Below are 25,356 nucleotides of genomic sequence, written 5' to 3'. Positions count from 1 at the left end.
TCCTCACTCATACGGGGGCGTGCGGCCGAGCGGGCCGGGCCCCGACGACGGATGAGTCGATGGGGCTGGGAATGATCGAGGCAGTCGGCCTGACCAAGCGTTACGGCGCACAGACGGCCGTGGAGGACCTCTCCTTCCGGATCAGGCCGGGGATGGTCACGGGCTTCCTCGGCCCGAACGGGTCGGGCAAGTCCACGACCATGCGGATGATGCTCGGACTCGACCGGCCGACCGCCGGCCATGTGACGATCGGCGGCCACCCCTACCCGAGCCTGCCGAACGCGCCGCGCCAGGTGGGCGCGCTGCTGGACGCGAAGGCGGTGCACGGGGGCCGCAGCGCCCGCAACCACCTGCTGTCGCTGGCCCAGCTCGCGGGCATCCCGGCCGCGCGGGTCGACGAGGTGCTCGGCGTGGTCGGTCTGCGGGAGGTGGCCGGCCGGCGTTCCGGGGGCTACTCGCTGGGGATGGGGCAGCGGCTCGGCATCGCCGCGGCGCTGCTGGGCGATCCGCAGGTCCTGCTCTTCGACGAGCCGGTCAACGGTCTCGACCCGGAGGGCATCCTCTGGGTCCGCAATCTGATGAGGGCGTTGGCGGCCGAGGGCCGTACGGTCTTCGTCTCCAGCCACCTGATGAGCGAGATGGCGCTGACGGCCGACCATCTGATCGTCATCGGGCGGGGCAGGCTCCTTTCCGACATGAGCGTCAAGGAGTTCATCTCCGTCAACTCCGCGGACTTCGCGCGGATCAGGGTGGCCGAGGACGCCCTGGCATCTCGCGAGAAGCTGTCCGCCGCGTTGGCGGAGGCGGGCGGGCGGGTGCTCTCCGAGCCGGACGGAGCGCTGCGGGTGACCGGGCTGCCGCTGCCGAGGATCAGCGACCTCGCGCACGGGGCTCAGGTGCGGCTGTGGGAGCTGTCGCCGCACCAGGCGTCCCTGGAGGAGGCGTACATGCGGATGACGCAGCACGTCGTGGACTACCGTTCGACGGATGACGCGAAGGCGGGGCTCCGGCCGCCCACGTCCCCCTACACGGTCCCGCAGCCCGACCAGGGCGCCGCCGCGTACGGACAGCAGCCGCAGGGGTGGGCGCAGCAGTGGTACGCGCCGGCGCCGCCCGGCCAGAACCCGTACGCCTCCGGTCCGGCAGCCACACCCGCCGCACCCGTACCCGTACAGGCCGTGCCCGCGCCGGCCTCTCCCGCCCCGGCCCCTCCCGCCCCGGCCGCCGCCGCGCCCGTACCCGCCGCGCCCGTACCCGCCGCGCCCGTACCCCCCGCATCCGTGCGGGCCGAGCCCGCGTCGGCGGCGCCCGCCTCCGCCGAGCAGAAGACCAGCGAGGACCCCCGATGACGACGCCGGCCACACCGCCGCTTCCCCAGGCCCACCCGCAGCCCGAGCCGGGTCCGGCCGTCCACGGGGCGCCCGCCCCCGGCGGGGTTCCGCAGCTCAGCTACTACGTCTCGCCGATTCCGGTCCGCCCGGCCACCTTCGGCGACGCGCTGGCCTCCGAGTGGACGAAGATCCGCTCGGTGCGCTCCACGACGTGGACGCTCGGCGTCATGGTCGCGCTGCTGATGGGTATCGGCATGCTCGTCGCCTTCGGAGTGAGCTCGGCGAGCGACTCCGGCTTCGACGAGGGCGACTCGGACGTGCTGAGCCTCGGCTTCTTCGGGGTGCTGCTCGGCTCGATCTGCGTGATCACGCTCGGCGTGCTGACCATCGCGTCGGAGTTCGGCACCGGCATGATCCGTACGACGCTGACGGCGTGCCCGAGCCGGAGCCGGGTGCTCACGGCGAAGGCGGTCGTCTTCTTCCTGCTGGTCTTCGTCCTCACCACGGTGACGACGACCGTCGTCGCCATGCTCCAGACGGCCGTCCTCGGCGGGGGCTCCGCCGCCTCGGGTGCCGACTGGCTGCGGGCCACGGTGGGGGTCGGGCTCTACACCGGACTGCTGGGACTGCTCTCGCTCGGGGTCGGCACGATCGTCCGGCACTCGGCGGGGGCGATCACCATCATGATCGGGGTCGTGCTGCTGCCGCTGGTGCTGGCCCTGTTCATGGCCGTGGAGCAGCTGAACCGGCTCCGGGAGTTCCTCTTCGAGTACTCGCTCCCCAGCCAGATCGCCGCGCTCTACGATTCCTCGGTCTCCGACTCGGGACCGTCCGGCTGGGACTCGGTGGCGATCATGTTCCTGCTGACCGCCGTCGTGTTCGGCGTCGCCCACCTGGCGCTGAACCGCCGCGACGTCTGACGCACCGCCGCCCCGCACTCCCGGGGAGTCAGTGGCGCGGGGCGTTCCGGGACCGCTGCACCCGCGTGGTGCGGCGGTCCTTCGCGTTCCAGCACGCCTTGTGCCAGTGACGCCGGTCGTCGATGCCGCCGTACTCCGGCCACGCCACCAGATGCGGTACGCCGGAGGGGATCTCCTGGTCGCAGCCGGGGCAGCGGTAGCGCTTGCCCCGCGCGCTCGCACCGGCCACCGGGCGCACCGACCACTCCTCGCCCTGCCACTCCTCGGTGGCCGAGCCGCCGCCGTACCGGTCCCCCGTCACGCTCGCGTCGGTGGACGGGCTCTCGCCGCCCTTGGGGCGGTTGCGGCGCGGGGACACGGGACACCTCACGGGGGTGTGCGGGGACGAAGACTTCCGTCAAGCCTAGAGCCAGCGGGCCGAGGGGTCGCGCGCGGTGTGCGGGGGTCGCGCGCGGACCCCGCGCGGACCGGTCGGGGCCGCGTGGGCCACGAGCACCCGTACGGGGCGGACGAGTACCCGTGCATGACCGGCCCGGACGCGGGCACCGGAGGTGGTTACCGGAAAATCGCAACAATTTCTCCCCCGGCCCGTGCCTTTGGCACGTGTCAGGCGTTGATGCCAATAGGGGAAGACCGCGTCGGCCGCAAGGAGGCAGAAGGCGATGCGCGTGGGAACGTTCGTACTGGCAGCACAGTTCCCGGGTCAGGGGCAGGGCGAGGCCCTGCACCGGGCGATCCGGTCCGCCGAGGTGGCGGAGGAGTCGGGGCTCGACTCCGTGTGGCTGGCGGAGCACCATTTCGTGCCGTACGGGGTCTGCCCCTCGGCCGTGACGCTGGCCGCGCTGCTGCTCGGCCGCACCCGCAGAATCCGGGTCGGCACGGCGGTGAGCGTGCTGCCGACCCAGCATCCCGTCGCGCTCGGCGAGCAGGCGGCGCTGCTCCACCTGACGACCGGCGGCCGGTTCAGCCTGGGCGTGGGCCGGGGCGGGCCGTGGGTGGACCTGGAGGTCTTCGGCGCCGGCCTGGAGGCGTACGACAGCGGCTTCCCCGAATCCCTGGACCTGCTGCTCGACTGGCTGCGCGAGCCGAGGGTCGCCGGGCGAGGCAGCCGCTACCCGTTCCGCGAGGTCGCGGTGGTGCCGCGCGCCGATGAACTGCTCGACGCGGACGGGGCACCGGTACCCGGCCCGGAGGTGATCGTGGCGTGCACCTCGGCGAAGACGGTGCGCCTCGCCGCGCGCAAGGCCCTGCCGATGCTGCTCGGGATGCACTGCGGCGACGAGGAGAAGGCGGAGATGGTCGCGCTGTGGCGGCGCAGCGCCCGGGAGGCCGGTCATCCGCCGGAGGTCGTCGCGGCGGCCGGACACGTCTCGGCGGGCGTGGCCCAGATCGGGGACTGCCAGGAGGACGCCGTGCAGACGCTGGTGAAGGCGATGCCGGAGTGGCTGCGGGACGGCCTGGGCAAGCATGTGACCGTCGACGGCCGGTACCGCGCGATGCGCGACCCCGTGGAGTACACCGAACTGCTCTGCGGGCTGCACCCGGTGGGGCCGCCCCGGCTCGCCGCCGACCGGCTCGCGGCCACGGCCGAACGCACCGGCATCACCCGCTTCGCGCTCCTCTCCGAGGGGTCCGGCGACCTCACGGCGACGGAGGAGAACCTGCGCCGGCTGGGCACCGAGGTGCTGCCGCTGCTGGCGTGAGGGGCGCGGCGAGGACCTGTCGGTGCGGCGGTACCGGACGCCACCGCTCCGGGGCGGGACCTTCTCCCGGGGGCGCCTGCCCCGGCCCGGAGCGGCGGCGGAGATGGTCAGCAGTCCCGGAGTTCGGGCGACTGGTTGAGCAACTGGCCCCTCACCGAGGTGAACTTGGCCAGCCGCTCGTCGACCGACGGGTCGAGCGGGAAGACCGCGACACGGTGGCAGTTCTGGAATGCCAGTCGCACTCCGAAGTGCCGCTGCAGGGCTCCGCGTATCGCGTCACTCGCGAGCGCGCGCAGCAGCTGACCACGTGCCTGCTCGTTGGGCGGCGGCGTCTGGTTGTCGGCGAACTGTCCGCCGTCCACCTTCAGCTGGGCCACCAGTGAGCTGATCATCTCCCATGCGTAGGGCAGGGAGGTCCGGACGCAGTCGACGAAGTCGGCTTCGTCGACCTCGCCTCGCTCGGCCTGTTCCAAGAGGGCCGGTGAGACGTCGAGCGACATGGGTTCTCCTCTCGCGACCCCGGCGGGTGGCCGGGGCCTTACGGGCACGGCAGAAGGACGGCGACGCAGCGTGCACACCCGGCGACCTCCTGCTTCCACGGTAAGGGTGCGGTCCTGGTCGCACCAGGAGATTGGGAACACAACCGGCCAACAACGAACCCGAGCAAAGAGGGGCAAGACCCTGTGCGCTCCGGCAGGGGCTGGAGTGGCTCAGGAGGTGCGAATCGCGCCGACCGCCCGTTGTCGAGTAGCGTTGCCGACCATGCGTCTCGTCATCGCCCGTTGCTCCGTCGACTACGCGGGCCGGCTCACCGCCCACCTGCCCTCCGCCCCCCGTCTGATCCTGGTGAAGGCGGACGGCAGCGTCTCGATCCACGCCGACGACCGGGCGTACAAACCGCTCAACTGGATGTCCCCGCCGTGCACCCTGAAGGAGGGCTCCGGCGACGACCAGGGCGTCTGGACCGTGGTGAACAAGGCAGGCGAAAAGCTGATCATCACGATGGAGGAGATCCTTCACGACTCCTCGCACGAGCTCGGTGTCGATCCGGGCCTGATCAAGGACGGTGTGGAGGCACACCTCCAGGAGCTGCTCGCCGACCGGATCGAGATCCTGGGCGAGGGCTACACCCTGATCCGCCGCGAATACCCCACCGCCATCGGCCCCGTGGACATCCTCTGCCGGGACGCCGAGGGCGCGACCGTGGCCGTGGAGCTCAAGCGGCGCGGTGACATCGACGGCGTGGAACAGCTCACCCGTTATCTGGAACTGCTCAACCGCGATCCCCACTTGGCGCCGGTGCGCGGTGTCTTCGCGGCGCAGGAGATCAAGCCGCAGGCGCGGGTTCTCGCCACCGACCGCAAGATCGGCTGCGTGGTCCTGGACTACGACGCGATGCGCGGCATCGAGGACGACAAACTGCGACTGTTCTGATTTTCAGCCGCCCCGTGCCGGGCGCGGACGACCGGACGGCTTGATCGACAAGCCGTCCGGTTATCGATGTTTCGGGCGGTGTTACCCGTCCGGAAAATGCCAGTTCGTCTGGAAATCGACGTCTCAGGTTCCGGACGGGACGTTTCGGGCGCCGACTGCCGGAACGGCCGGGCCCCGGCAGCCGGTACGACGGCATGACTCGGCCTCAGGTCCCGGCACACGCTCCGTCTCAGGTCCCCGCTCAGGCCTCGGCCCAGCGCCCGGCCCAGGTCCCCGCTCAGGCTCCGGCCGGTGTGGCCGTCGCGGTGCCGGGGGTTCCCCACGGGCTCGCCCCGGCGGTACCGGACGCGGTTGCCGTGGCGCCGTCACCTTCTCCGGTCCCGCCCCCACTGTCGTCGCCCCCGGGAGTCGGGTCGCCGGTCGGCGTGTCCGAGGGCGTCGTGGAGGGTGACTCGCTGCCGTCCCCGGTGGCCGGGGCGGTCGGGCTGGAGCTCGTCGAGCCCGATCCCGGACCCGAGGGCGTGGTGGACGCGGATCCGCCGGCCGGCGGGGTCGGCACCGCGCTGTCGGAGTCGCCCGCGGTGGGCGAGGTCGCGCCGGGGGACGGGCTCTGCACCGTACCGCTGCTGCCGGGCGTGGGTGTGCCGGTGCCGTCCGGAGTGGGCGTACCGGAAGCGCCGGGCGGGGCGGAGGCGCTGCCGCTCGGTGCGGAGCCGCCCGTGCCGTCGTCCTGGGCCGGGGTGTCCTCGTCAGGAACCGTGCTCTCCTGGTCGCCGTCCTCGGCCGAGTGCCCGGGGGTGACGCTCCGGTTGCCCGTGTCCTCACTGCCCGCGGTGGCACCGAGCGTCACGACGGTACCGAGCACCGCGACCAGCAGCGCTCCCGCGCCCACGGCCACCAGGTTGCGCCGGGCCCCCGCGACGACCGTCCGGCCCACGGCCTTCACTCCGGTCGGGCGTCCGCCCTTGCCCGGGGCCGGTGCCGCGTGCGTGACCACCGTCTGCGGCTCGTCCACCACCAGCGTCTGCCGGGGCAGGGCGGGCAGCGGGGGCAGGACCGGCAGGATCTCCGTCACGGCGTGATCGCCCCGCCCGCCCGCGGCGGTGTCCCCGCCCGTCCCGGGGAGGAGTGCGGCCGGTACGGGCTTGGACGGCAGGGCGCCGAACGGCAGGGCGCCGGACAGGTCCGTGACGAGGGCGAGCGCGCGGCGGCCGGCGACGGCGCCGGAACGGTCGGCGAGCGCGCCGCGCAGCCCGATCGACGCCTCCAGCTCGGCCCGTGCCCGGTCCAGGTGCCCGGCGCAGAGCGCGAGCACGCCCAACTCGTGGTGGAAGTAAGCCTCTTCGGCGACCTCGCCGGCCAGCCGGGACGCTTCCTGGCCGACTCTCAGGACCTTCTCCCAGGCACCCCACTGCAGGGCGGCGGCGAAAGCGGGTCCGGCACTCCGGGCGAGCCGGACGACGGTCGGGGCCGCGTCCGGGCCGCGTCCGGGCAGCAGGGCGGCCATCGCTGCGAGGACGGCGTCGGCCTCGGCGACCGCGCGGGCCGGGGTGACCGAGGGGTGCTTGGTCCACCAGGCGTAGTGGTCTGCCGCGGTACGGGCGCGGCCCTCGGCGTCCTCGGCGTAGCCGCCCAGCTCCAGCTGGGTCTGCACCCCGGCGGCCAGCCGGTAGCGGGAGCCGGCCGGCGAGAGGAGCCCGCAGCCGGCGAGCTCGCCAAGCGCGGCATCGGCGTGGGTGTGCCCGACCAGCGCCGGAAGGTGCGCCTGGTGCGGCACTTCGCCGCCGAGCGCCACGGCGAACCGCAGGGCTTCGCGGGCGGCCTCACTGAGGCGGGAGGCGAGCAGCAGGGCGGGTGCGGCGGCCTCACCGATGCTGGGCAGCGGCACGTCGTCGAGTGCCGGGACGAGAGGGACGGGCAGGGCCCCGGCGGGGCGCTCCGAGAAGGCGCCGTACTCGTCGAAGTCCTCCGGGATCTCCCGGAGCTGGTCGCGCTGGCGCAGCAGGGCGCCCGCCTGGACGAACCGGAGCGGCAGCCCCTCGGACTCGAACCAGAGGTCGCCCGACCAGTTCGCCTCCTCGTCGGTGAGCGGCCGTCCGGCCACCCGGCCGAGCAGGTCGGTCGCGGCGGCGCGGCTCAGTCCGGCGAGGGAGACCTCGTCGAGTTCGGTGTCGAGGGCGACGTCGGGGGTCGTGCCGAGGAGGAAGGCGCACTCGGGTGTGGCGTCGAGGAGTTCGTCCAGGGCCGCGCCTTCGATCTCCAGGTCGTCCACGACGACGACCGCGCCGATCCCGGAGAGGGCGGTCAGCAGCTCCTCGTGTCCCGGCCGGTACAGCGGGGCGTCGTACACGGTCTCGTAGAGCGCCTGGAGCAGGTCGGGTGCGGTGCGCCGGTGGCCGGAGAGCCGGACGACGCCGTCGGGAGCGAGCTCCGCGCAGTCGGCGGCGACGGCGTCCAGCAGGGCCGTGCGGCCGGAGCCGGAGGGGCCGCTGAGGCGGACCGAGCGGCCCCGGGTGAGGAGCCGTACGAGCCGTCCGCGCTCTTCCTGACGCTCCAGCAGCGGCAGCTGCGGGGCGGGCGGGCCCGGCGGTACGGGGGGTTCCGCGGCCCGCTCGCGGGCGGCGCGGTCCTCGGGGGTGCGCTTCAGCGGTGCGGCCGGCCGTACGCCGGGCGGGCAGGGTTCGGCCTCGCTGCCGTCCACGGGGTTGACCGTGATCAGGAGGTCGCCGGATATGAGCCGCACGACGCGGGCCTTGGCCCCGGTCTGGGGCACGAGTTCGGTCGGCAGGACGTCACGGGACGGCCTGCGCCGGGCAGGCGCCTCGCCGTTCCCCTCGGTGTCGCGACCGCCGTACTGCTCCGGGTCCCGTGGTGTCGGATGCATCGTCCAAGTCCCCCAGACGCGTCGCGCTGCTGCCCGTCCGGCGCGCACGTGCCGCTGTTGCTCGTGGTGTCCGCCCGTGGGTTCGGTCGATCGGCGGACGGCCGAACCTTAATCCGTCCACCGCTCCGTCGCGTCGGCGGGGGTGGACGCGGCCCGGGACGTCACGGTCTCATGTGTATTGCCCGGTTCGGCACCCGGTCATGCCGGACACCACCGGCGGCGGGCGGCCTCGGCGGCCGCTCGTACCCCTGGGCGGGACATTCACGTCTTTCTTGTTCGTCGCTTCAACCTTTCGCGCGTCTCCCGCCTCAGTAGTCGGTAACAGACGGATGCGGCGGGACACGCTTCGGACATCCGCGGACGACGGAGGCAGAGCAATGGCATCGACGCAGTGGCGCATCGCACCGGCCGTGCCGGCGGCGACAGGAATGCTGCCGGCCGCAGCTCCTCCCGGGGCGCACGCCCCGGCGCGGACGAACCCCCGGACACGAACCTGGACCGACGGAACCTTCCCTGAAGGAGACGCGGCCCTGCGGGACGCGGCGCGGCCGGGAACCCCTGGCCATACCCGCCGGGGAAGGCGCACAGGGCCGTCTGCCCATCGGCGTACCCAGTGCCGGGCGGACGCCGACGGTGGTCGCGGCCGAGCCGAGGACCGACGCCGTGACCGGGGAGGCGCTCCCCCCGGAGCCGTGCGGCCCGGCCTTCCGCCGAGCACGGCCGCAGGCCCGGGCGCCGCTCACAGCGCTCCGGCCCGTGGGCCCGCGGTACGTACCGGCTGCTCACGGGGGGAAACCTGGCTCCGGGCGGAGAGCTCACGGAGACCAGCCTGCCGGCCAAGGAACTTGGCATCACACGGAGCGCGTCACGCGTCCGCACGTGGTGTTTCCGTGCATCCTCAGACCCGGGGCAGCGATTCCGCCACGATCCCGCCCTCGATGGCCAGGATGCGATGCAGCCGGGTCGCCACCAGCAGGCGCTGCATCTGCGGGGGTACGCCGCGCAGCACCAGGCGGCGTCCGGCACGGCCCGCCCTGCGGTGCACTCCCATGATGACGCCGAGTCCCGTGGCGTCCCAGGAGTCCAGCTCGGTCAGGTCGAGCACGAGGTCGCCGACGCCGTCGTCGACGGCGGCGTGCAGAGCCGTACGGGCGTCCGCCGCGCTTCGGACGTCGAGGCGGCCCCCGACGACCAGCTCGGCGTGGTCGCCCCTGATGTGCATATGCGCTCCCCGGTATCGCTTCGTACAAGAGTCCGTGTGGCCGCCCCGCTTCTGCCACAACTGACTGCGGCTGGAGCGGGGAGGTTGCCACCTGTGAGCGAACCGATACCGAATTCACCCTGTGGGGTGATGTCGGTCCGCTGGTCCCGCACCGTTTCCGGTGCGGCTTCCCCTGGGCCGGACAGGTCCGGCCCCGCGGGGCCCGGGCGCCCCGGGGCCCGGGCGACGGCGCGGCGCGCGGCGCGAGGACCCCCGGGGGGACCGGGGTGGTGCTCAGTAGGTGTAGAAGCCCTGCCCGCTCTTGCGGCCGATGTCACCCGCGTCGACCATCCGGCGCATCAGCTCCGGGGCGGCGAACTTCTCGTCCTGCGACTCCGTGTAGATGTTGGACGTCGCGTGCAGGAGGATGTCGACGCCGGTCAGGTCGGCGGTCGCGAGAGGGCCCATGGCGTGGCCGAAGCCGAGCTTGCAGGCGGTGTCGATGTCCTCGGCCGTGGCGACGCCCGACTCGTAGAGCTTCGCGGCCTCGACCACGAGCGCGGAGATGAGGCGGGTGGTGACGAACCCCGCCACGTCCCGGTTGACGACGATGCAGGTCTTGCCCACCGACTCGGCGAACTGCCGCGCCGTGGCCAGGGTTTCGTCGCTCGTCTTGTAGCCCCGGACGAGTTCGCAGAGCTGCATCATCGGCACCGGCGAGAAGAAGTGCACCCCGACCACCCGCTCCGGGCGCTCCGTCACGGCCGCGATCTTGGTGATCGGGATGGCGGAGGTGTTGGAGGCGAGGACGGTGTCCTCCCGCACGACCTTGTCGAGGGTGCGGAAGATCTCGTGCTTGACCTCCAGCTTCTCGAACACGGCCTCGACCACGACGTCGACGTCGCTGACGGCGTTCAGGTCGGTGGTCGTGGTGATGCGGGCGAGCGCGGCCTCGGCGTCGTCCGCCGTCAGCCTGCCCTTGGCGACGAACTTCTCGTACGACGCCTTCACCGAGTCGAGCCCACGGCTCAGGGCCTGATCGGTGACGTCCCTCAGCACGACGTCCCAGCCGGCCTGGGCGGAGACCTGTGCGATACCGGACCCCATGAGTCCGGCCCCGATGACGGCGAGCTTCCCGGCCACGTCACACCCCTTTGGTCTTGTCACCCGTGCGGCAGTTTCTGACGCACTCTCTCCGACTGTCCTTCATGTGCTCCTCGGCGGAGATTAGTACCCGTGAGGGGCGGTGTGACCGCTTAGAGATGCGCGTCACGTCTCACATGACGGACATCACACCGACCGACGTCAGACGGTGGCGCTCCGGGGGCAGTTGCGCGTGACCACGGCCACGCGAGGAAGGCGCGGAAGCGCCCCCGCGCTCCGCATAGCCTGGTCGCATGGTCAATCTGACGCGCATCTACACCCGTACCGGCGACACGGGCACCACCGCCCTCGGCGACATGAGCCGTACCGCCAAGACCGATCTGCGGATCTCTGCGTACGCGGACGCCAACGAGGCCAACGCGGTCATCGGGACGGCGGTGGCGCTCGGGCAGCTCTCCGAGGACGTGGTGAAGGTCCTCGTCCGGGTGCAGAACGACCTCTTCGACGTGGGCGCCGACCTGTCGACGCCGGTGGTGGAGAGCCCGAAGTACCCGCCGCTGCGGGTGGAGCAGAGTTACGTCGACAAGCTGGAGGCCGACTGCGACCACTTCCTGGAGGACCTGGAGAAGCTGAGGAGCTTCATCCTTCCGGGTGGCACGCCGGGTGCGGCGCTGCTCCACCAGGCGTGCACGGTGGTCCGGCGCGCGGAGCGCTCCACGTGGGCGGCGCTGGAGGTGCACGGCGAGGTGATGAACCCGCTGACGGCCACGTACCTCAACCGCCTCTCCGACCTGCTGTTCATCCTGGCGAGGACGGCGAACAAGGAGGTCGGGGACGTGCTCTGGGTGCCGGGCGGGGACCGCTAGGGCGTCTGACACTGCGCGTCGGGTCGGCGGGCGGTGTTCGGTGCGGTGCATCGCAAGGCGGAGGGTCGTCCTCGTACGGGGCGGACGAGGACGACTCCGACAGCGCGGCGGGCGTGCGTGCCAGGCGTCGTCCGACGGACGGCACTTCGAAGACCCGGCCCGGGGTACGACGTCGAACTGCCGTCGTCCGCCCGGCGGACGGCAGTTCGACGACACGCTCCAGGTGGTGCCGTGGCCGTCGTCGCACCCACCGGGCATGTCGTCGCACCCACCAGGGTTGACCGGACAGCCCCTCAGCCCCCGCCCTTCGACTCCCTCTCCGGTGTGCCTCCCCGTACCGCCTCTGGGGCACGTCCTTCCGGTGCCCGCTTGGGGAACACCGTGTAGGACCCGGCGATGACCAGGTTGATCCCGATCACCCAGACCATCCGCAGCTGCCACGCCCTCAGCGAGTCGACGTTCCCGTCGCCGCCGACGTACCGGACGGCCGCCTGGAGCAGAGCGATGGCGGTTCCCGCCGCCAGGGTCCAGCGGGCGGCGACGCGCCACTCGTGGGCGGCGCGGGCCCGCCCGTACTTCGGCGGCTTCACCGGCTTGGGTCCGCCGGCGTACCGGTGGGCGACGCGCGCGTCGACCCATCCGATGGTGGACCGGCCGAGCCCCAGGGTGAAGCCGATGTAGACGGCGGCCAGTCCGTGCTTCCAGTCGGGTTCGGCGCCGTTCTTCAGGTCGGTCGCGGTCACCACGAGCAGGACCACTTCGAGCAGTGGTTCGCACAGCAGGACGGCCGCGCCGAGGCGGGGCCGGCGGGCCGCGTAGCGCAGGGCGAGTCCGGCGGCCAGCAGCACCCAGAAGGCGATCTCGCAGATGACGATCAGCGTGACGATCACGGTCCGCTCCTCCCACGTCCCTTCCAGGGTCCCGCCCGAACGGGTCCGGATCGTCGTCACCGGTGAGGAACCACGACTGCATCCTTCGATGTAGTCGACCCGCCGCCTCCCGGGGGAGCGAGGACGGGGAACGAGGACGGAGAACGAGTGCCGCATTAAGCAACGTTCGCCCTGTGATGAGACTTCGCGGGGTTGCTGTGCCGGGTGGTGCGGGACAGCCAGAATGATCACGTGGCTGAGCGTGTGCAGGTCCGGGAAATCGATGACGACGAGGGCAGGCGGTTGCTGCGGATCATCCGCCGGGGCACGGGTTCAGTGGTGACCTGGCGGCGGGCCCGGATGGTGCTGTTATCCGCGCAGGGCATGCTCATGCCGAAGATCGCCGAGGTGACGTTTACCAGCCCGGACCGGGTCCGGGACGTGCTCCACAATGTCAATGCCGGCGGCTTCGACTCGCTCTACCCGAAGTACAAGGGTGGCCGGCCGAGAACCTTCAGCCTCCCGGAACGCCGGGAGATCAAGAAGATCGCCAAGTCCGAGCCGGCCGAGCACGGCCTGCCGTTCTCGACCTGGAGCCTGGTCAAGTTGGCCGACTTCCTGGTCGCCGAGAGGGTGGTCGACGACATCAGCCACGAGGGACTGCGCCTCCTGCTCCGCGAGGAAGGCGTCACCTTCAACGCGTGAAGACCTGGAAGACCTCCAAGGACCCGGACTACGAGGAGGCCAAGAAGGCCCGGGTCGAGCACCTCTACGCCCTCGCCGACGGCGAGGTCATACCCGAGCCTGGCGAACCCGAAGTCATCTTCTGCATGGACGAGTTCGGCCCGCTCAACCTCCAGCCCCACCCCGGACACCAGTGGGCCGAACGCAGCGGCAAGGGTAAGGACCCGAGCGCGCGCCCAGGCCACGCCGACGGGCGGCCTACACCCGCCCGCACGGAGTCCGGCACCTCTTCGCGACCTACGACCTGCGCAAAGACCAGCTTTACGGCCACATCAAGGAGACCAAGACCCGCAGCAAGGTCCTGGATTCTGCCGCTACCTGCGGTCCCCGCACCCGGCCGAGAAGCGCATCGCGATCGTGTGTGACAACTACTCGCCGCACCTGACCACCAAGCGGTGTCGGCGGGTCGCGGATCGGGCCGAGCCGAACAACGTCGAGATCGCCTACACCCCACAGCTCCTGGCTGAATCGGATCGAGGCCCAGTTCACGGCCCTTCGCTACTTCGCCCTGGACGGCGCCGACCACCCCACCACAAGGCCCAGGGCAGCATGATCCGCCGCTACATCATCTGGCGGAACAAGCATGCCACCGACAAGCGCCTCAACGACGTCGTGACCAGGGCGAACGCCGCCTGACTCCGGCTGTGACAGCTCTCCTCACCACAGATGCAGGAAGCTCCGGGCGTCGTCAAAGCCATCAAGAGCCCGACCGTCCACATCCTTCGGATCCGCCTCGGCACGCGCCGACAGCGACTCCACGAGCGCAAGGGCCTCAGCACTGAGATATCCGAAGCGCCGGGCGGTATGCCCAAGGCACAGACCAGCCAGGCCGAGCAAAGGGCTCCCCGACACAGCCCGCGTCCCGACCTGGACGCACCAGTGCTCGACGAACTCCCGATCCTCGTCGTTCAACGCACTCCCGACCAAGACACTTGCCGCCTCACCTTCGTGTGAGCGGTCGCGAAGCGCCCGCTCCAACGTCTCGACCACCACCTCGTGAGACAGCGCGGGCGGATTCTCGAAGCGCAGATGAGCGTGCATCCCACGAGAGTACGGGCCTGCGACCACCGCGAACGTTGCCTGATGCGGCACGAGGAACGGGAACGGGAAGAAGGACGCGGGGAGCGATCCGGGCGGCTCGTCCGGATCGCTCCCCGGCGGCCTCCCGTCCGTGTTGGATGGCGGGGTGGAACCCGCCGCGCGCCCGCACCCCCATGACGTACTGATCGCGGTCCTCGGGCTGTCGGGCGGACTGCTGCTGGGACTGCTGGGGCTGCACATGCAGAGCGGCCGCCTCTTCGACGGACTCCGGACCGCCCTCGTACCGCTGGTACCGATGGCGGGGGCGGAATTGCTGCGCCGCACCCGGCCGGGGACGGCGCTCGCCCTCGCGACGCCGCTGCTGATCGCGGATCAGCTCACCCCGGGGAACGTGGCCACGGTCCTGATGTACACCGACGTGGTCTACGCGGCCGTGGTGTACGGCTCCCCGGCGGCGGCCCGGCGCGTCCCGGTGGTGTCGTTGCTGTGCACGGTGGCTCTCACGCTCGGCCTGCTCACGCGGCTGCACCCGGCGGAAGCCGTGCTGGTGGGGGTCCTGGCGGGGCTGGTCTCCTTCGTGCCGGCGATCACCGGTGTCAGTGTGCGCGGCCATCGCGACGCCGCCGACGCGGCCAGGCTGCGGGCCGAACAGACCGCGCTGCTGGCCGAGACGGACCGGAAGCTGGCGGTGGCCGCGGAGCGTTCCCGGATGGCACGGGAGCTGCACGACATGGTCGCCGGTCATCTCTCGGCCATCGCCATCCACTCCACGGCCGCGCTCTCCATCGACGAGCCGAAGACCTCCCGCGAGGCGCTGGAGGTCATCCGGGAGAACTCCGTCGACGGACTCGCCGAGATGCGCCGCCTGATCGGCCTCCTGCGCCGGGGCGGCGATCCGGACGTGCCGGGCGCCGCGCCACGGCTCTCGGCCCTGGACGCACTGATCGAGCAGTCCCGTACCCATGCGGCCTCCAGCGGTCTGACGTGCGTGCTGGAGGACGCGCGCGACGACGGCGGGACGCTGCCCGCACCGGTCGAACTGGCCGCCTACCGCATCGTCCAGGAGGCCCTGACGAACGCGCTCAAGCACGCCGCTCCGGGCATCGTGCGGGTCCGGCTGGCCCGGCCTGGCCGGATCCTGACGGTGGAGGTGACCAGCGTGTACGGGGAACGGCCGGGCCCCCGGGCGCCCGGCTCGGGTGCGGGGCTGATCGGCATGCGGGAGCGGGTCGAGCTGCTCGGCGGGACCGTCCGGGCGGGCGCGGAGCAGGAGAGGGAGGGCACCACGGTCTGGCGGGTACGGGCCGAACTCCCGCTCATCGAGGGGGCGGAGAAGGGACGATGAGCCGATGACGATCCGAGTACTGGTGGCCGAGGACCAGTCGGCCGTTCGCGCGGGACTGGTGCTGATCCTGCGGAGCGCGCCCGACATCGAGGTGGCGGGCGAGGCGGAGGACGGCGAGGAGGCGGTACGGCTCGCCCGGGAGCTGCGCCCCGACGTCGTCCTGATGGATCTTCAGATGCCGCGCCTGGACGGCGTGGCGGCGACGGAGCGGGTGGTGTCCGAGGGAACCGCCGACGTGCTGGTGCTGACCACGTTCGACCTGGACGGTTACGTCTTCGGGGCGCTGCGGGCCGGGGCGTCGGGCTTCCTGCTCAAGAACACCGAGGCCCGCGACCTGCTGGAGGCGGTCCGCGCGGTCGCCCGGGGCGAGGGCCTGATCGCCCCTGCGGTGACGCGCCGGCTGATCGCGGAGTTCGCGGGGGCGACGGCCTCCGCGGCGCGCGGCGACGAGGCCGGCCGGGCCGCCGTCGAGGCGCTCACCCGGCGGGAACGCGAAGTGCTCGGATGCCTCGCGGCGGGCCTCTCCAACGCGGAGATCGCGGGGCGGCTCTCGATGGCGGAGGCCACGGCGAAGACGCACGTCAGCCGGGTGCTGGCCAAGCTGGAGCTGCGAAGTCGCGCCCAGGCGGCGGTACTGGCACGAGAGTTGGGCCTGTGACGGGATGGACCACTGCCCATGACTTCCTCTGGTCCAGACCTCTTGACGATTGGTCCAGACCTTCCTAGTCTCACCGCAACACACTGCGATGAGCGCGCACATGACAACGCGTGCTCAGGGCGGCGCAGGGTCTGCAGTCCACGAACCACCCCCCGTTTGTCGGACCTCACCCGAGGAGCACCGTTGAGCACCGCAACCCCCGAACGCCGGACCAGATTCGGCTGGGCGCTCAGAAGAAGCGCCAGGACCAAGGCGATAGCGGGCTTCTCCGCGCTGTTGCTGCCGATCGCCGCGATGGTCGGCCTCGCCACTCCCGCGTCGGCGGCCACCTCGGCCACCGCCACCTACGTCAAGAAGTCCGACTGGGGCACCGGCTTCGAGGGCCAGTGGACGGTGAAGAACACCGGCACCACCGCGCTCTCCTCGTGGACCATCGAGTGGGACTTCCCCTCCGGCACCTCGGTCAGCTCGGCCTGGGACGCGACCGTCACCAGCTCCGGCACCCACTGGACCGCCAAGAACCTCGGCTGGAACGGCTCAGTCGCCGCCGGCGCGAGCATCAGCTTCGGCTTCAACGGCGCGGGAGCCGGCTCCCCCACGGGCTGCAAGCTGAACGGCGCCTCCTGTGACGGCGGCACCACGGTGCCGGGCAACAGCGCCCCGTCCGCTCCCGGTACCCCTACGGCGAGCGCCATCACCAACACCTCGGCGAAGCTCACCTGGACCGCCGCGACCGACGACTCGGGCATCAAGAACTACGACGTGCTGCGCGACGGGGCGAAGGTCGCCACCGTCACCACCACGACGTACACCGACAGCGCCCTGACCGCCGGCACGAGCTACTCGTACACCGTGCAGGCGCGGGACACCTCCGACGTGACGGGCCCGGTCTCCGGCGCGGTGAGCGTCACCACGACCGGCGGCGGCACCACCCCCACCCCCGGCAGCAAGGTCAACCTCGGCTACTTCACCGAGTGGGGCGTCTACGGCCGCAACTACCACGTGAAGAACCTGGTCACCTCGGGCTCCGCCGAGCAGATCACGCACATCAACTACGCCTTCGGCAACGTCACCAACGGCCAGTGCGCCATCGGTGACTCCTACGCCGACTACGACAAGGCGTACACCGCCGACCAGGCCGTCGACGGGGTCGCCGACACCTGGGACCAGCCCCTGCGCGGCAACTTCAACCAGCTCCGCAAGCTGAAGGCCAAGTACCCGAACATCAAGATCCTCTGGTCCTTCGGCGGCTGGACCTGGTCCGGCGGCTTCGCCCAGGCGGCGCAGAACCCGGCCGCGTTCGCCCAGTCCTGCTACAACCTGGTCGAGGACCCGCGTTGGGCCGATGTCTTCGACGGCATCGACATCGACTGGGAGTACCCCAACGCCTGCGGTCTGACCTGTGACACCAGCGGTCCGGCGGCCCTGAAGAACCTCACCTCGGCGCTGCGCAGCAAGTTCGGCTCCTCCGCCCTGGTCACCGCCGCCATCACGGCGGACGGCTCCGCCGGCGGCAAGATCGACGCGGCCGACTACGCGGGCGCCTCGGCGAACCTCAACTGGTACAACGTCATGACGTACGACTTCTTCGGCGCCTGGGCGACCACCGGCCCGACTGCCCCGCACTCGCCGCTGACCTCGTACTCCGGCATCCCGCAGGCCGGCTTCACCAGCGCCGACGCCATCGCCAAGCTCAAGGCCCAGGGCGTCCCGGCGGCCAAGCTGCTCCTCGGCATCGGCTTCTACGGACGCGGCTGGACCGGCGTCACCCAGGACGCGCCCGGCGGCACCGCCACCGGTGCGGCGGCCGGCACCTACGAGGCGGGCATCGAGGACTACAAGGTCCTGAAGACCAGTTGCCCGGCCACCGGCACCATCGCCGGTACGGCCTACGCCCACTGCGGCACCAACTGGTGGAGCTACGACACCCCGGCCACCATCGCCTCGAAGATGGCGTGGGCGAAGAACCAGGGCCTGGGCGGCGCGTTCTTCTGGGAGTTCAGCGGTGACACCAGCAACGGTGAGCTCGTGAAGGCGATGGGCACCAACCTGAAGTAGCCCTCCCCCAGGGCTTCTGCCCTGAAGAGCACCACCCCCGAAAGCGCCGGGGAGACAGGTCCGCCCCCTGTCTCCCCGGTCTTTCGTCGTTCCCGGGAGCGGTACGCGAAAGCAGTACGCGGGAGCGGTACGCCGGAGCAGTACGCGGGAGCGGTACGCCGGAGCAGTACGCCCGGGTCCCACAGGCCGACGCGGCCCGACCGCGTAGGAGCCGGGAGCGGACACCACGGCGCAGGGCACCACAGCGCTCCGCGACGACGCCCGGACATTAGAGAAGGCCGGGGAGCAATCACCCGGCCCTGCCCGGGACAACCGGTCCCGGAGAGACGTTCACCGCGGGGACGCGACCCACGGGCGTACCGACTACGCCACGTTCACCCGCTGGCCGGGCGGCGCCGCCTCCAGCCACGCGAGGAAACCCGTCAGCGCGTCCTCGCTCATCGCCAGCTCCAGGCGGATCCCCCGCAGGAGACAGCCGAGCACGACGGAGTCGGAGAGGAGCGCCAGCTCCTCCTCGCCCTCGGGGAGCCGGCGGTCGACCACCTCGATGGCACCGCGCTCCAGGGCGCGGCGCGGACGCGGGGAGTAGGAGAACACCCGGAACCAGTCGACCCGGTCGCCGCTGTAGCGGGCGACTCCGTAGACCCAGCCCTTGCCGGTGGGATCGGGTTCGGTGGACACGTCCCAGCGCAGGCTGCAGTCGAAGGTCCCGCCCGAGCGCTGGATCAGCCTCCGGCGCAGACCGAAGACGAAGAGTCCCACCAGGATCAGTACGAGGACGACTCCGCCCACCCACAACGCGAGGACCATCTCCACCGACCTCCTCGCATCGTCGAGTAACCAGAAAACGAACCGCACCCGCATCGCCTCAGCCGCGACACGGTCTGGATGATTCCAGCTCGGGCCGCGGCTGAGTAAAAACTTTCTCCCCGGAAGGCGCTGACGCCCCTCCCGGGAAACTGCCGGTCACATCACTAGTGCGCCGACACCGCACGCAGTCGTACGTCCGCGCGCCGCTCGGCGGCGGCGTCCGTGTCCGACTTCGCCCGCTCCAGCGCGCGCTCGGCGCGCTGGACGTCGATCTCGTCGGCAAGCTCGGCGATCTCGGCCAGCAGCGACAGCTTGTCGTCCGCGAACGAGATGAATCCACCGTGCACGGCGGCGACGACGGTGCCGCCGTCGCTCGTACGGATGGTCACCGGGCCCGATTCCAGCACACCCAGAAGCGGCTGGTGACCGGGCATGACGCCGATGTCGCCGGACGTGGTGCGCGCGACGACCAGGGTGGCCTCGCCGGACCAGACACTGCGGTCCGCGGCGACCAGCTCGACATGCAGCTCAGCAGCCAAGGGTGGCTCCTCGGGTCACCACCCGGCGGTAGTTGCCGGGTGTTGGGTCAATTCTACGGGGCGTGGTGAGGGGGGTGGGACACACCCACCCCCCTCGGTGAGCCGGAGGCTCAGGAGACGCCGAGCTCCTTGGCCTTGGCCTTGAGGTCGTCCAGGCCACCGCACATGAAGAACGCCTGCTCGGGGAAGTGGTCGTACTCCCCGTCGCAGATGGAGTTGAACGCGGCGATCGACTCGTCGAGCGGAACGTCCGAACCGTCCAGGCCGGTGAACTGCTTGGCGGCGTGGGTGTTCTGCGACAGGAAGCGCTCGACGCGACGGGCACGGTGGACGACGAGCTTGTCCTCTTCGCCCAGCTCGTCGATACCGAGGATCGCGATGATGTCCTGGAGGTCCTTGTACTTCTGCAGGATCCCCTTGACGCGGCTGGCCGCGTCGTAGTGCTCCTGCGTGATGTAACGCGGGTCCAGGATGCGGGACGTGGAGTCCAGCGGGTCCACGGCCGGGTAGATGCCCTTCTCGGAGATCGGACGGGAGAGAACCGTCGTCGCGTCGAGGTGGGCGAACGTGGTGGCCGGGGCCGGGTCGGTCAGGTCGTCCGCGGGGACGTAGATCGCCTGCATCGAGGTGATCGAGTGACCACGCGTCGAGGTGATGCGCTCCTGGAGCACACCCATCTCGTCGGCCAGGGTCGGCTGGTAACCCACCGCGGACGGCATGCGGCCGAGCAGCGTGGAGACCTCGGAACCGGCCTGCGTGAAGCGGAAGATGTTGTCGATGAAGAGCAGCACGTCCTGCTTCTGCACATCGCGGAAGTACTCCGCCATGGTCAGGGCGGACAGCGCGACCCGCAGACGGGTGCCCGGCGGCTCGTCCATCTGGCCGAAGACCAGCGCGGTCTTCTCCAGGACGCCCGACTCGGTCATCTCGTCGATGAGGTCGTTGCCCTCACGGGTGCGCTCGCCGACACCGGCGAACACCGACACACCGTCGTGCAGCTTCGCCACACGCATGATCATTTCCTGGATGAGGACCGTCTTGCCGACGCCCGCACCACCGAACAGACCGATCTTGCCGCCCTTGACGTACGGGGTCAGCAGGTCGACGACCTTCAGGCCGGTCTCGAACATCTCGGTCTTCGACTCGAGCTGGTCGAAGGCCGGGGCCTTGCGGTGGATCGGCCAGCGCTCGGTGATCTGCGCCTCGGCCTCCGGCTCGTTCAGGATCTGACCGAGGGTGTTGAAGACCTTGCCCTTGGTGATGTCGCCGACGGGGACGGTGATGCCCGCACCCGTGTTGGTCACCGGGGCCTGGCGGACCAGACCGTCGGTCGGCTGCATCGAGATCGCGCGGACCACGCCGTCACCCAGGTGCTGGGCGACTTCGAGGGTCAGCGTCTTACGGGCGCCGGCCTCGGCCGGGTCGTCGACCTGGACGTGCAGCGCGTTGTAGATGTCCGGCATCGCGTCGACGGGGAACTCCACGTCGACGACCGGGCCGATGACCCGGGCGACGCGGCCCGTGGCAACGGCCGTCTCAACTGTGGTCGTCATTACTTGTCACTCCCCGCGGTCGCGTCGGCCAGCGCACTGGCTCCACCGACGATCTCGCTGATTTCCTGGGTGATTTCGGCCTGGCGGGCCGCGTTGGCAAGCCGGGAGAGGCTCTTGATGAGATCCCCGGCGTTGTCGGTGGCCGACTTCATCGCGCGGCGGCGGGCGGCGTGCTCGGAAGCAGCGGCCTGCAGCAGCGCGTTGTAGATGCGGCTCTCGACGTAGCGCGGCAGAAGGGCGTCGAGGACGTCCTCAGCCGACGGCTCGAAGTCGAACAGGGGAAGGATCTCCCCCTTCGTACCGTTCTCTTCCACGACCTTGTCGAGGGAGAGGGGCAGCATCCGGTCCTCGATGGCGTTCTGCGTCATCATCGACACGAATTCCGTGAAGACGATGTGCAGTTCGTCGACACCACCCTCGGCCGAGTCCTTGGAGATGGCCTCGATGAGGGGGGCGGCGATCGCCTTGGCGTCCGCGTACGACGGGTTGTCCGTGAAGCCCGTCCAGGACTCCGCGACCGTCCGCTCACGGAAGCCGTAGTAGGCGAGCCCCTTGCGGCCGACGATGTAGGTGTCGACCTCCTTGCCCTCCGCGCCAAGACGCTCCCGGAGGCGCTCCGCCGCCTTGATGGCGTTGGAGGAGTAGCCGCCGGCCAGACCGCGGTCGCTCGTGAGGAGCAGGACCGCGGCCCGGGTCGGAGCCTCGACCTCGGTGGTGAGCGGGTGCTTGGTGGTGGAGCCGGTCGCCACCGCGGTCACCGCGCGGGTGAGCTCGGTGGCGTACGGCAGCGACGCCGCCACCTTGCGCTGCGCCTTGACGATGCGCGAGGCGGCGATCATCTCCATCGCCTTGGTGATCTTCTTGGTCGCGGTGACGGCTTGGATGCGGCGCTTGTAAACGCGAAGCTGAGCGCCCATCGATCAGCCCTCGCCCAGAAGCTTGCCGTCCGAGGTCTCGAACTGCTGCTTGAACGCGGCAATGGCGTCAGCGATCGACTGCAGCGTGTCGTCCGACATCTTGCCGCCCTCGACGATGCTGGTCAGGAGGTCCTTGCGCTCGCGGCGCAGGTAGTCCAGCAGCTCGCTCTCGAAGCGACGGATGTCCTCGACCGGGACGTCGTCCATCTTGCCGGTGGTGCCGGCCCAGACGGAGACGACCTGCTCCTCGACGGGGTACGGGGCGTACTGCGGCTGCTTCAGCAGCTCGACCATGCGCTTACCGCGCTCCAGCGACGCCTTGGAGGCCGCGTCCAGGTCGGAACCGAAGGCGGCGAACGCCTCCAGCTCGCGGTACTGGGCGAGGTCCACGCGCAGTCGGCCGGAGACCTGCTTCATGGCCTTGTGCTGGGCGGAGCCACCGACTCGGGAGACCGAGATACCGACGTTGAGGGCCGGACGCTGACCCGCGTTGAACAGGTCGGACTCCAGGAAGCACTGGCCGTCGGTGATGGAGATGACGTTGGTCGGGATGAACGCCGACACGTCGTTCGCCTTGGTCTCGACGATCGGCAGACCGGTCATCGAACCGGCACCCATCTCGTCGGAGAGCTTGGCGCAGCGCTCCAGCAGACGCGAGTGCAGGTAGAAGACGTCGCCCGGGTAGGCCTCGCGGCCCGGCGGACGGCGCAGCAGAAGCGACACGGCGCGGTAGGCGTCGGCCTGCTTCGAAAGGTCGTCGAAGATGATCAGGACGTGCTTGCCCTGGTACATCCAGTGCTGGCCGATGGCCGAACCGGTGTACGGCGCCAGGTACTTGAAGCCGGCCGGGTCGGACGCCGGGGCGGCGACGATGGTCGTGTACTCCAGCGCGCCGGCCTCTTCGAGGGCACCGCGCACCGAGGCGATGGTGGAGCCCTTCTGACCGATGGCGACGTAGATGCAGCGCACCTGCTTGTTCACGTCGCCCGAGCGCCAGTTGTCGCGCTGGTTGATGATCGTGTCGACGGCCAGAGCGGTCTTACCCGTCTGACGGTCGCCGATGATCAGCTGACGCTGGCCGCGGCCGATCGGCACCATCGCGTCGACGGCCTTGTAGCCGGTCTGCATGGGCTCGTGGACCGACTTGCGGACCATGACGCCCGGGGCCTGCAGCTCGAGGGCGCGTCGGCCGTCGGTCGCGATCTCACCGAGACCGTCGATCGGGTTGCCGAGCGGGTCGACGACGCGGCCGAGGTAGCCCTCGCCGACGCCGACGGAGAGCACCTCACCGGTGCGCTGCACCGGCTGGCCCTCCTCGATTCCGCTGAACTCGCCGAGGACGATCGCACCGATCTCGCGCTCCTCGAGGTTGAGGGCGAGACCGAGGGTGCCGTCCTCGAACTTCAGCAGCTCGTTCGCCATGGCGGAGGGCAGGCCCTCCACCTTCGCGATGCCGTCGCCGGCAACGCTGACCGTACCGACCTCCTCGCGCGAGGCCGCGTCCGGCTGGTACGACTGGACAAAGTTCTCCAGTGCGTCCCGGATCTCCTCCGGCCGGATCGTGAGCTCCGCCATCTGGGTTCCCTGCTCTCCTTGTTGGGCCCGAAGTTTCTTAAGGGGGTCTGGGGGCCGACCCCCAGGAATCTTCTGCAGTTTCTGCACGGCCCAACCGGGCCGCAGGTGTTGCTCGTTCAGTGTGTGGCGAAGGCTGGCGTCAGCCGGCCATGCGACGGGTCGCCTCGTCGAGGCGGTCCGCGATGGTGCCGTTGATGACCTCGTCACCGACGCGCACCGAAACTCCGCCGAGGACCTCGGGGTCCACGTCCAGGTTCAGGTGCATCTGCCGGCCGTAGATCTTCGCCAGCGCCGCGCCGAGGCGCTGCTTCTGCACGTCGGTCAGCGGCACCGCGGAGGTGACCACGGCGACGGTGCGTTCCCGACGGGCCGCGGCGAGCTTGGACAGGGAGTCGAGTCCCGCCTCCAGGCTACGTCCACGGGGGTGCGTGACCAGGCGCGTGACGAGACGCTCGGTCGCCGGGCGGCTCTTCCCGCCGAGCAGGCTGCGCAGCAGCGTGCCCTTCGCGGCGGGGGTGGCCGTACGGCTGGTGAGCGCGGAGCGCAGCGCCGTGTCGGAGGAGACGATCCGGCCGAACCGGAACACCTCGTCCTCGACGTCGTCGAGCGCACCCGCACGCTGGGCCGCGGTGAGGTCGGCGGTGGCCGCCAGCTCCTCGATCGCGTCCACCAGGTCGCGCGAGGAGGACCAGCGCGAGCGGACCATGCCCGAGACCAGGTCGACGGCTTCGCCGCTCACCTGACCGCCGAACAGTCGGCCCGCGAGCTCGGCCTTGCCCTCGCCGCTCTGCGCCGGGTCGGTGAGGACCCGACGCAGCGAGACCTCACGGTCGAGCAGCGCGGTGACGGATGCCAGCTCCTCGGCGAGCTTCTCGGCGTCGACCGACGTGTTGTCGGTCAGCGCGTCGAGCCGCTCGCGCGCGGCAGCCAGTGCCTCGCGGCTCGCGTGGTTCATCGGACGGCCTCGGCCTTCGCCTCGAGCTCGTCGAGGAACCGGTCGACGGTGCCGCTCTGCCGGGCGTGGTCCTCCAGGGACTCGCCGACGAGCTTGCCGGCCAGGTCGGTGGCGAGCTTGCCCACGTCCTGACGCAGCGCGGCGGCCGCGGACTTGCGGTCGGCCTCGATCTGGGCGTGACCGGCAGCGATGATCTCCTCACGCTGCCGCTGGCCTTCCGCCTTCATCTCCTGGATGATGACGGCGCCCTGCTCCTGCGCCTCCTGGCGCAGTCGAGCGGCCTCGTGACGCGCCTCGGCGAGCTGAGCCTTGTACTGCTCAAGAACGCTCTGCGCCTCGGTCTGGGCCGCATCGGCCTTTTCGATACCGCCTTCGATGGCCTCGCGACGCTCTTCCAGAACCTTGTTGATGTTCGGGAGGAGCTTCTTGGCGAGGAGACCGAAGACGATGAGGAAGGCGATGAGGCCGATGACGAGCTCGGGAATCGGCGGGATGAGGGGGTTTTCCGCCTCTTCGGCCGCGAGCTGAACCAGGGGGTTCACATCAGTGCCTTTCGTCTCGGTTGCTGGTCGTCAGGCCTGAAGATCAGACGCCGTAGACGAACGGCATGACCAGACCGATGAGGGCGAGCGCCTCACAGAAGGCGAAGCCGAGGATCTGGTTGGCGCGGATCAGGCCGGCAGCCTCGGGCTGACGGGCGAGGGCCTGGGTGCCGTTACCGAAGATGATGCCGACGCCGACGCCGGGGCCGATCGCGGCGAGGCCGTAACCGATGGAGCCGAGGGAGCCGCTGACGGCAGCAAGGGTCTGGGACATGCCAGTCTTCCTTTTCTTTCAAAGGACCGATGG

23 protein-coding genes and 1 pseudogene are annotated in these 25,356 nt (G+C 70.8%); 9 read left to right on the top strand and 15 right to left on the bottom strand.

All coding sequences use genetic code 11. The features are described from left to right. Positions 1 to 71: 71 nt before the first annotated feature. Both ACFZAX_RS30085 and ACFZAX_RS30080 read left to right on the top strand, forming a co-directional pair. Positions 72 to 1,349, top strand: a complete 1,278-nt coding sequence (locus ACFZAX_RS30085) for an ATP-binding cassette domain-containing protein (protein ID WP_390965457.1) — start codon at positions 72 to 74, stop codon at positions 1,347 to 1,349. Beyond that, positions 1,346 to 2,251 carry an ABC transporter permease subunit gene (locus ACFZAX_RS30080; protein ID WP_390965456.1) on the top strand — a complete coding sequence of 302 codons (906 nt, stop codon included), beginning with the start codon at positions 1,346 to 1,348 and terminating at the stop codon, positions 2,249 to 2,251. The genes ACFZAX_RS30085 and ACFZAX_RS30080 overlap by 4 nt, the downstream gene beginning before the upstream one ends. Positions 2,252 to 2,279: 28 nt before the next feature. Here the strand turns inward: ACFZAX_RS30080 and ACFZAX_RS30075 are convergent, their stop codons facing one another. Further along, positions 2,280 to 2,609, bottom strand: a complete 330-nt coding sequence (locus tag ACFZAX_RS30075) for an ATP/GTP-binding protein (protein WP_390965455.1) — start codon at positions 2,607 to 2,609, stop codon at positions 2,280 to 2,282. Between the two features lie 304 nt (positions 2,610 to 2,913). On the opposite strand from ACFZAX_RS30075, the gene ACFZAX_RS30070 reads away from it, so the two are divergent. Then, positions 2,914 to 3,954 (top strand): LLM class flavin-dependent oxidoreductase, encoded by a 1,041-nt coding sequence (locus ACFZAX_RS30070; RefSeq protein ID WP_390965454.1) that lies wholly within the window; start codon positions 2,914 to 2,916, stop codon positions 3,952 to 3,954. Between the two features lie 107 nt (positions 3,955 to 4,061). Here the strand turns inward: ACFZAX_RS30070 and ACFZAX_RS30065 are convergent, their stop codons facing one another. Then, positions 4,062 to 4,454 carry an SCO5389 family protein gene (locus tag ACFZAX_RS30065; protein ID WP_328719391.1) on the bottom strand — a complete coding sequence of 131 codons (393 nt, stop codon included), beginning with the start codon at positions 4,452 to 4,454 and terminating at the stop codon, positions 4,062 to 4,064. A gap of 262 nt (positions 4,455 to 4,716) precedes the next feature. On the opposite strand from ACFZAX_RS30065, the gene nucS reads away from it, so the two are divergent. Further along, positions 4,717 to 5,388, top strand: a complete 672-nt coding sequence (gene nucS, locus ACFZAX_RS30060; protein WP_390965453.1) for an endonuclease NucS — start codon at positions 4,717 to 4,719, stop codon at positions 5,386 to 5,388. Between the two features lie 277 nt (positions 5,389 to 5,665). On the opposite strand, the gene ACFZAX_RS30055 is transcribed toward nucS, so the two are convergent. From ACFZAX_RS30055 to ACFZAX_RS30045, 3 genes are all read right to left on the bottom strand, one after another. Continuing rightward, entirely contained in the window at positions 5,666 to 8,272 is a 2,607-nt protein-coding gene (locus ACFZAX_RS30055) for an ATP-binding protein (protein WP_390965452.1), read from the bottom strand. Positions 8,273 to 9,170: 898 nt separating this feature from the next. Next, a complete protein-coding gene (locus tag ACFZAX_RS30050) occupies positions 9,171 to 9,494 on the bottom strand; it encodes an anti-sigma factor antagonist (protein WP_390965451.1) in 324 nt (107 codons plus the stop codon). Between the two features lie 273 nt (positions 9,495 to 9,767). After that, positions 9,768 to 10,616, bottom strand: a complete 849-nt coding sequence (locus ACFZAX_RS30045) for a 3-hydroxybutyryl-CoA dehydrogenase (protein WP_390965450.1) — start codon at positions 10,614 to 10,616, stop codon at positions 9,768 to 9,770. Between the two features lie 254 nt (positions 10,617 to 10,870). Between ACFZAX_RS30045 and ACFZAX_RS30040 the strand changes: the two genes are divergently transcribed. Further along, positions 10,871 to 11,443, top strand: a complete 573-nt coding sequence (locus ACFZAX_RS30040) for a cob(I)yrinic acid a,c-diamide adenosyltransferase (RefSeq protein ID WP_390965449.1) — start codon at positions 10,871 to 10,873, stop codon at positions 11,441 to 11,443. Between the two features lie 293 nt (positions 11,444 to 11,736). Here the strand turns inward: ACFZAX_RS30040 and ACFZAX_RS30035 are convergent, their stop codons facing one another. Then, positions 11,737 to 12,333, bottom strand: coding sequence for a hypothetical protein (locus ACFZAX_RS30035; protein ID WP_390965448.1), 597 nt, complete (start codon positions 12,331 to 12,333; stop codon positions 11,737 to 11,739). A gap of 231 nt (positions 12,334 to 12,564) precedes the next feature. Between ACFZAX_RS30035 and ACFZAX_RS30030 the strand changes: the two are divergent. Beyond that, positions 12,565 to 13,692: pseudogene (locus ACFZAX_RS30030) on the top strand (IS630 family transposase). Positions 13,693 to 13,713: 21 nt separating this feature from the next. On the opposite strand, the gene ACFZAX_RS30025 reads toward ACFZAX_RS30030, so the two are convergent. Beyond that, positions 13,714 to 14,097, bottom strand: a complete 384-nt coding sequence (locus ACFZAX_RS30025) for a hypothetical protein (protein ID WP_390965447.1) — start codon at positions 14,095 to 14,097, stop codon at positions 13,714 to 13,716. 145 nt (positions 14,098 to 14,242) lie between these two features. On the opposite strand from ACFZAX_RS30025, the gene ACFZAX_RS30020 reads away from it, so the two are divergent. The 3 genes from ACFZAX_RS30020 to ACFZAX_RS30010 all read left to right on the top strand — a co-directional run bounded on the left by ACFZAX_RS30020 (position 14,243) and on the right by ACFZAX_RS30010 (position 18,158). After that, complete coding sequence (locus ACFZAX_RS30020) at positions 14,243 to 15,442, top strand: histidine kinase (RefSeq protein WP_390965446.1); 1,200 nt, start codon at positions 14,243 to 14,245, stop codon at positions 15,440 to 15,442. Positions 15,443 to 15,446: 4 nt separating this feature from the next. Next, positions 15,447 to 16,100: a response regulator gene (locus ACFZAX_RS30015; protein WP_390965445.1), complete on the top strand. Its 654-nt coding sequence runs from the start codon at positions 15,447 to 15,449 to the stop codon at positions 16,098 to 16,100. 183 nt (positions 16,101 to 16,283) lie between these two features. Further along, positions 16,284 to 18,158: a glycosyl hydrolase family 18 protein gene (locus ACFZAX_RS30010; RefSeq protein WP_390965444.1), complete on the top strand. Its 1,875-nt coding sequence runs from the start codon at positions 16,284 to 16,286 to the stop codon at positions 18,156 to 18,158. Between the two features lie 363 nt (positions 18,159 to 18,521). Here ACFZAX_RS30010 and ACFZAX_RS30005 read toward each other — a convergent pair whose 3' ends face one another. From ACFZAX_RS30005 to atpE, 8 genes are all read right to left on the bottom strand, one after another. Further along, positions 18,522 to 18,968 carry a DUF2550 domain-containing protein gene (locus ACFZAX_RS30005; protein WP_387365983.1) on the bottom strand — a complete coding sequence of 149 codons (447 nt, stop codon included), beginning with the start codon at positions 18,966 to 18,968 and terminating at the stop codon, positions 18,522 to 18,524. Positions 18,969 to 19,132: 164 nt separating this feature from the next. Beyond that, the gene (locus ACFZAX_RS30000) at positions 19,133 to 19,507 is read right to left on the bottom strand and encodes a F0F1 ATP synthase subunit epsilon (protein ID WP_266709153.1); all 375 of its coding nucleotides are present in this window, start codon (positions 19,505 to 19,507) and stop codon (positions 19,133 to 19,135) included. Positions 19,508 to 19,617: 110 nt separating this feature from the next. Then, positions 19,618 to 21,060 (bottom strand): F0F1 ATP synthase subunit beta, encoded by a 1,443-nt coding sequence (gene atpD, locus ACFZAX_RS29995; protein ID WP_390965443.1) that lies wholly within the window; start codon positions 21,058 to 21,060, stop codon positions 19,618 to 19,620. Further along, positions 21,060 to 21,977, bottom strand: coding sequence for a F0F1 ATP synthase subunit gamma (locus ACFZAX_RS29990; protein WP_390965442.1), 918 nt, complete (start codon positions 21,975 to 21,977; stop codon positions 21,060 to 21,062). The genes atpD and ACFZAX_RS29990 overlap by 1 nt, the downstream gene beginning before the upstream one ends. A gap of 3 nt (positions 21,978 to 21,980) precedes the next feature. Beyond that, on the bottom strand, positions 21,981 to 23,552 hold the full coding sequence (atpA, locus tag ACFZAX_RS29985; RefSeq protein WP_390965441.1) for a F0F1 ATP synthase subunit alpha: 1,572 nt from the start codon (positions 23,550 to 23,552) through the stop codon (positions 21,981 to 21,983). Between the two features lie 139 nt (positions 23,553 to 23,691). Beyond that, positions 23,692 to 24,507: a F0F1 ATP synthase subunit delta gene (locus tag ACFZAX_RS29980; RefSeq protein ID WP_390965440.1), complete on the bottom strand. Its 816-nt coding sequence runs from the start codon at positions 24,505 to 24,507 to the stop codon at positions 23,692 to 23,694. After that, the gene (locus ACFZAX_RS29975) at positions 24,504 to 25,049 is read right to left on the bottom strand and encodes a F0F1 ATP synthase subunit B (protein ID WP_390965439.1); all 546 of its coding nucleotides are present in this window, start codon (positions 25,047 to 25,049) and stop codon (positions 24,504 to 24,506) included. The genes ACFZAX_RS29980 and ACFZAX_RS29975 overlap by 4 nt, the downstream gene beginning before the upstream one ends. Positions 25,050 to 25,092: 43 nt before the next feature. After that, positions 25,093 to 25,323, bottom strand: a complete 231-nt coding sequence (gene atpE, locus ACFZAX_RS29970; protein WP_031039373.1) for an ATP synthase F0 subunit C — start codon at positions 25,321 to 25,323, stop codon at positions 25,093 to 25,095. Positions 25,324 to 25,356: the final 33 nt, after the last annotated feature.

The sequence above is a fragment of the Streptomyces sp. NPDC008125 genome, assembly GCF_042957125.1.
Classification (GTDB): domain Bacteria; phylum Actinomycetota; class Actinomycetes; order Streptomycetales; family Streptomycetaceae; genus Streptomyces.
Note: the sequence above shows the minus strand (reverse complement) of the source record. Positions and strands in the feature narration are given on the sequence as shown.

Coding starts and splice junctions, on each gene's coding strand:
- ACFZAX_RS30070 (WP_390965454.1), top strand. CDS start 2,914: ATGCGCGTGGGAACGTTCGTACTGGCAGCACAGTTCCCGGGTCAGGGG.
- atpA (WP_390965441.1), bottom strand. CDS start 23,552: ATGGCGGAGCTCACGATCCGGCCGGAGGAGATCCGGGACGCACTGGAG.
- ACFZAX_RS30040 (WP_390965449.1), top strand. CDS start 10,871: ATGGTCAATCTGACGCGCATCTACACCCGTACCGGCGACACGGGCACC.
- atpE (WP_031039373.1), bottom strand. CDS start 25,323: ATGTCCCAGACCCTTGCTGCCGTCAGCGGCTCCCTCGGCTCCATCGGT.
- ACFZAX_RS30015 (WP_390965445.1), top strand. CDS start 15,447: ATGACGATCCGAGTACTGGTGGCCGAGGACCAGTCGGCCGTTCGCGCG.
- ACFZAX_RS29980 (WP_390965440.1), bottom strand. CDS start 24,507: ATGAACCACGCGAGCCGCGAGGCACTGGCTGCCGCGCGCGAGCGGCTC.
- ACFZAX_RS30005 (WP_387365983.1), bottom strand. CDS start 18,968: ATGGTCCTCGCGTTGTGGGTGGGCGGAGTCGTCCTCGTACTGATCCTG.
- ACFZAX_RS30025 (WP_390965447.1), bottom strand. CDS start 14,097: ATGCACGCTCATCTGCGCTTCGAGAATCCGCCCGCGCTGTCTCACGAG.
- ACFZAX_RS30065 (WP_328719391.1), bottom strand. CDS start 4,454: ATGTCGCTCGACGTCTCACCGGCCCTCTTGGAACAGGCCGAGCGAGGC.
- ACFZAX_RS29990 (WP_390965442.1), bottom strand. CDS start 21,977: ATGGGCGCTCAGCTTCGCGTTTACAAGCGCCGCATCCAAGCCGTCACC.
- ACFZAX_RS30085 (WP_390965457.1), top strand. CDS start 72: ATGATCGAGGCAGTCGGCCTGACCAAGCGTTACGGCGCACAGACGGCC.
- ACFZAX_RS30055 (WP_390965452.1), bottom strand. CDS start 8,272: ATGCATCCGACACCACGGGACCCGGAGCAGTACGGCGGTCGCGACACC.
- atpD (WP_390965443.1), bottom strand. CDS start 21,060: ATGACGACCACAGTTGAGACGGCCGTTGCCACGGGCCGCGTCGCCCGG.
- nucS (WP_390965453.1), top strand. CDS start 4,717: ATGCGTCTCGTCATCGCCCGTTGCTCCGTCGACTACGCGGGCCGGCTC.
- ACFZAX_RS30050 (WP_390965451.1), bottom strand. CDS start 9,494: ATGCACATCAGGGGCGACCACGCCGAGCTGGTCGTCGGGGGCCGCCTC.
- ACFZAX_RS30080 (WP_390965456.1), top strand. CDS start 1,346: ATGACGACGCCGGCCACACCGCCGCTTCCCCAGGCCCACCCGCAGCCC.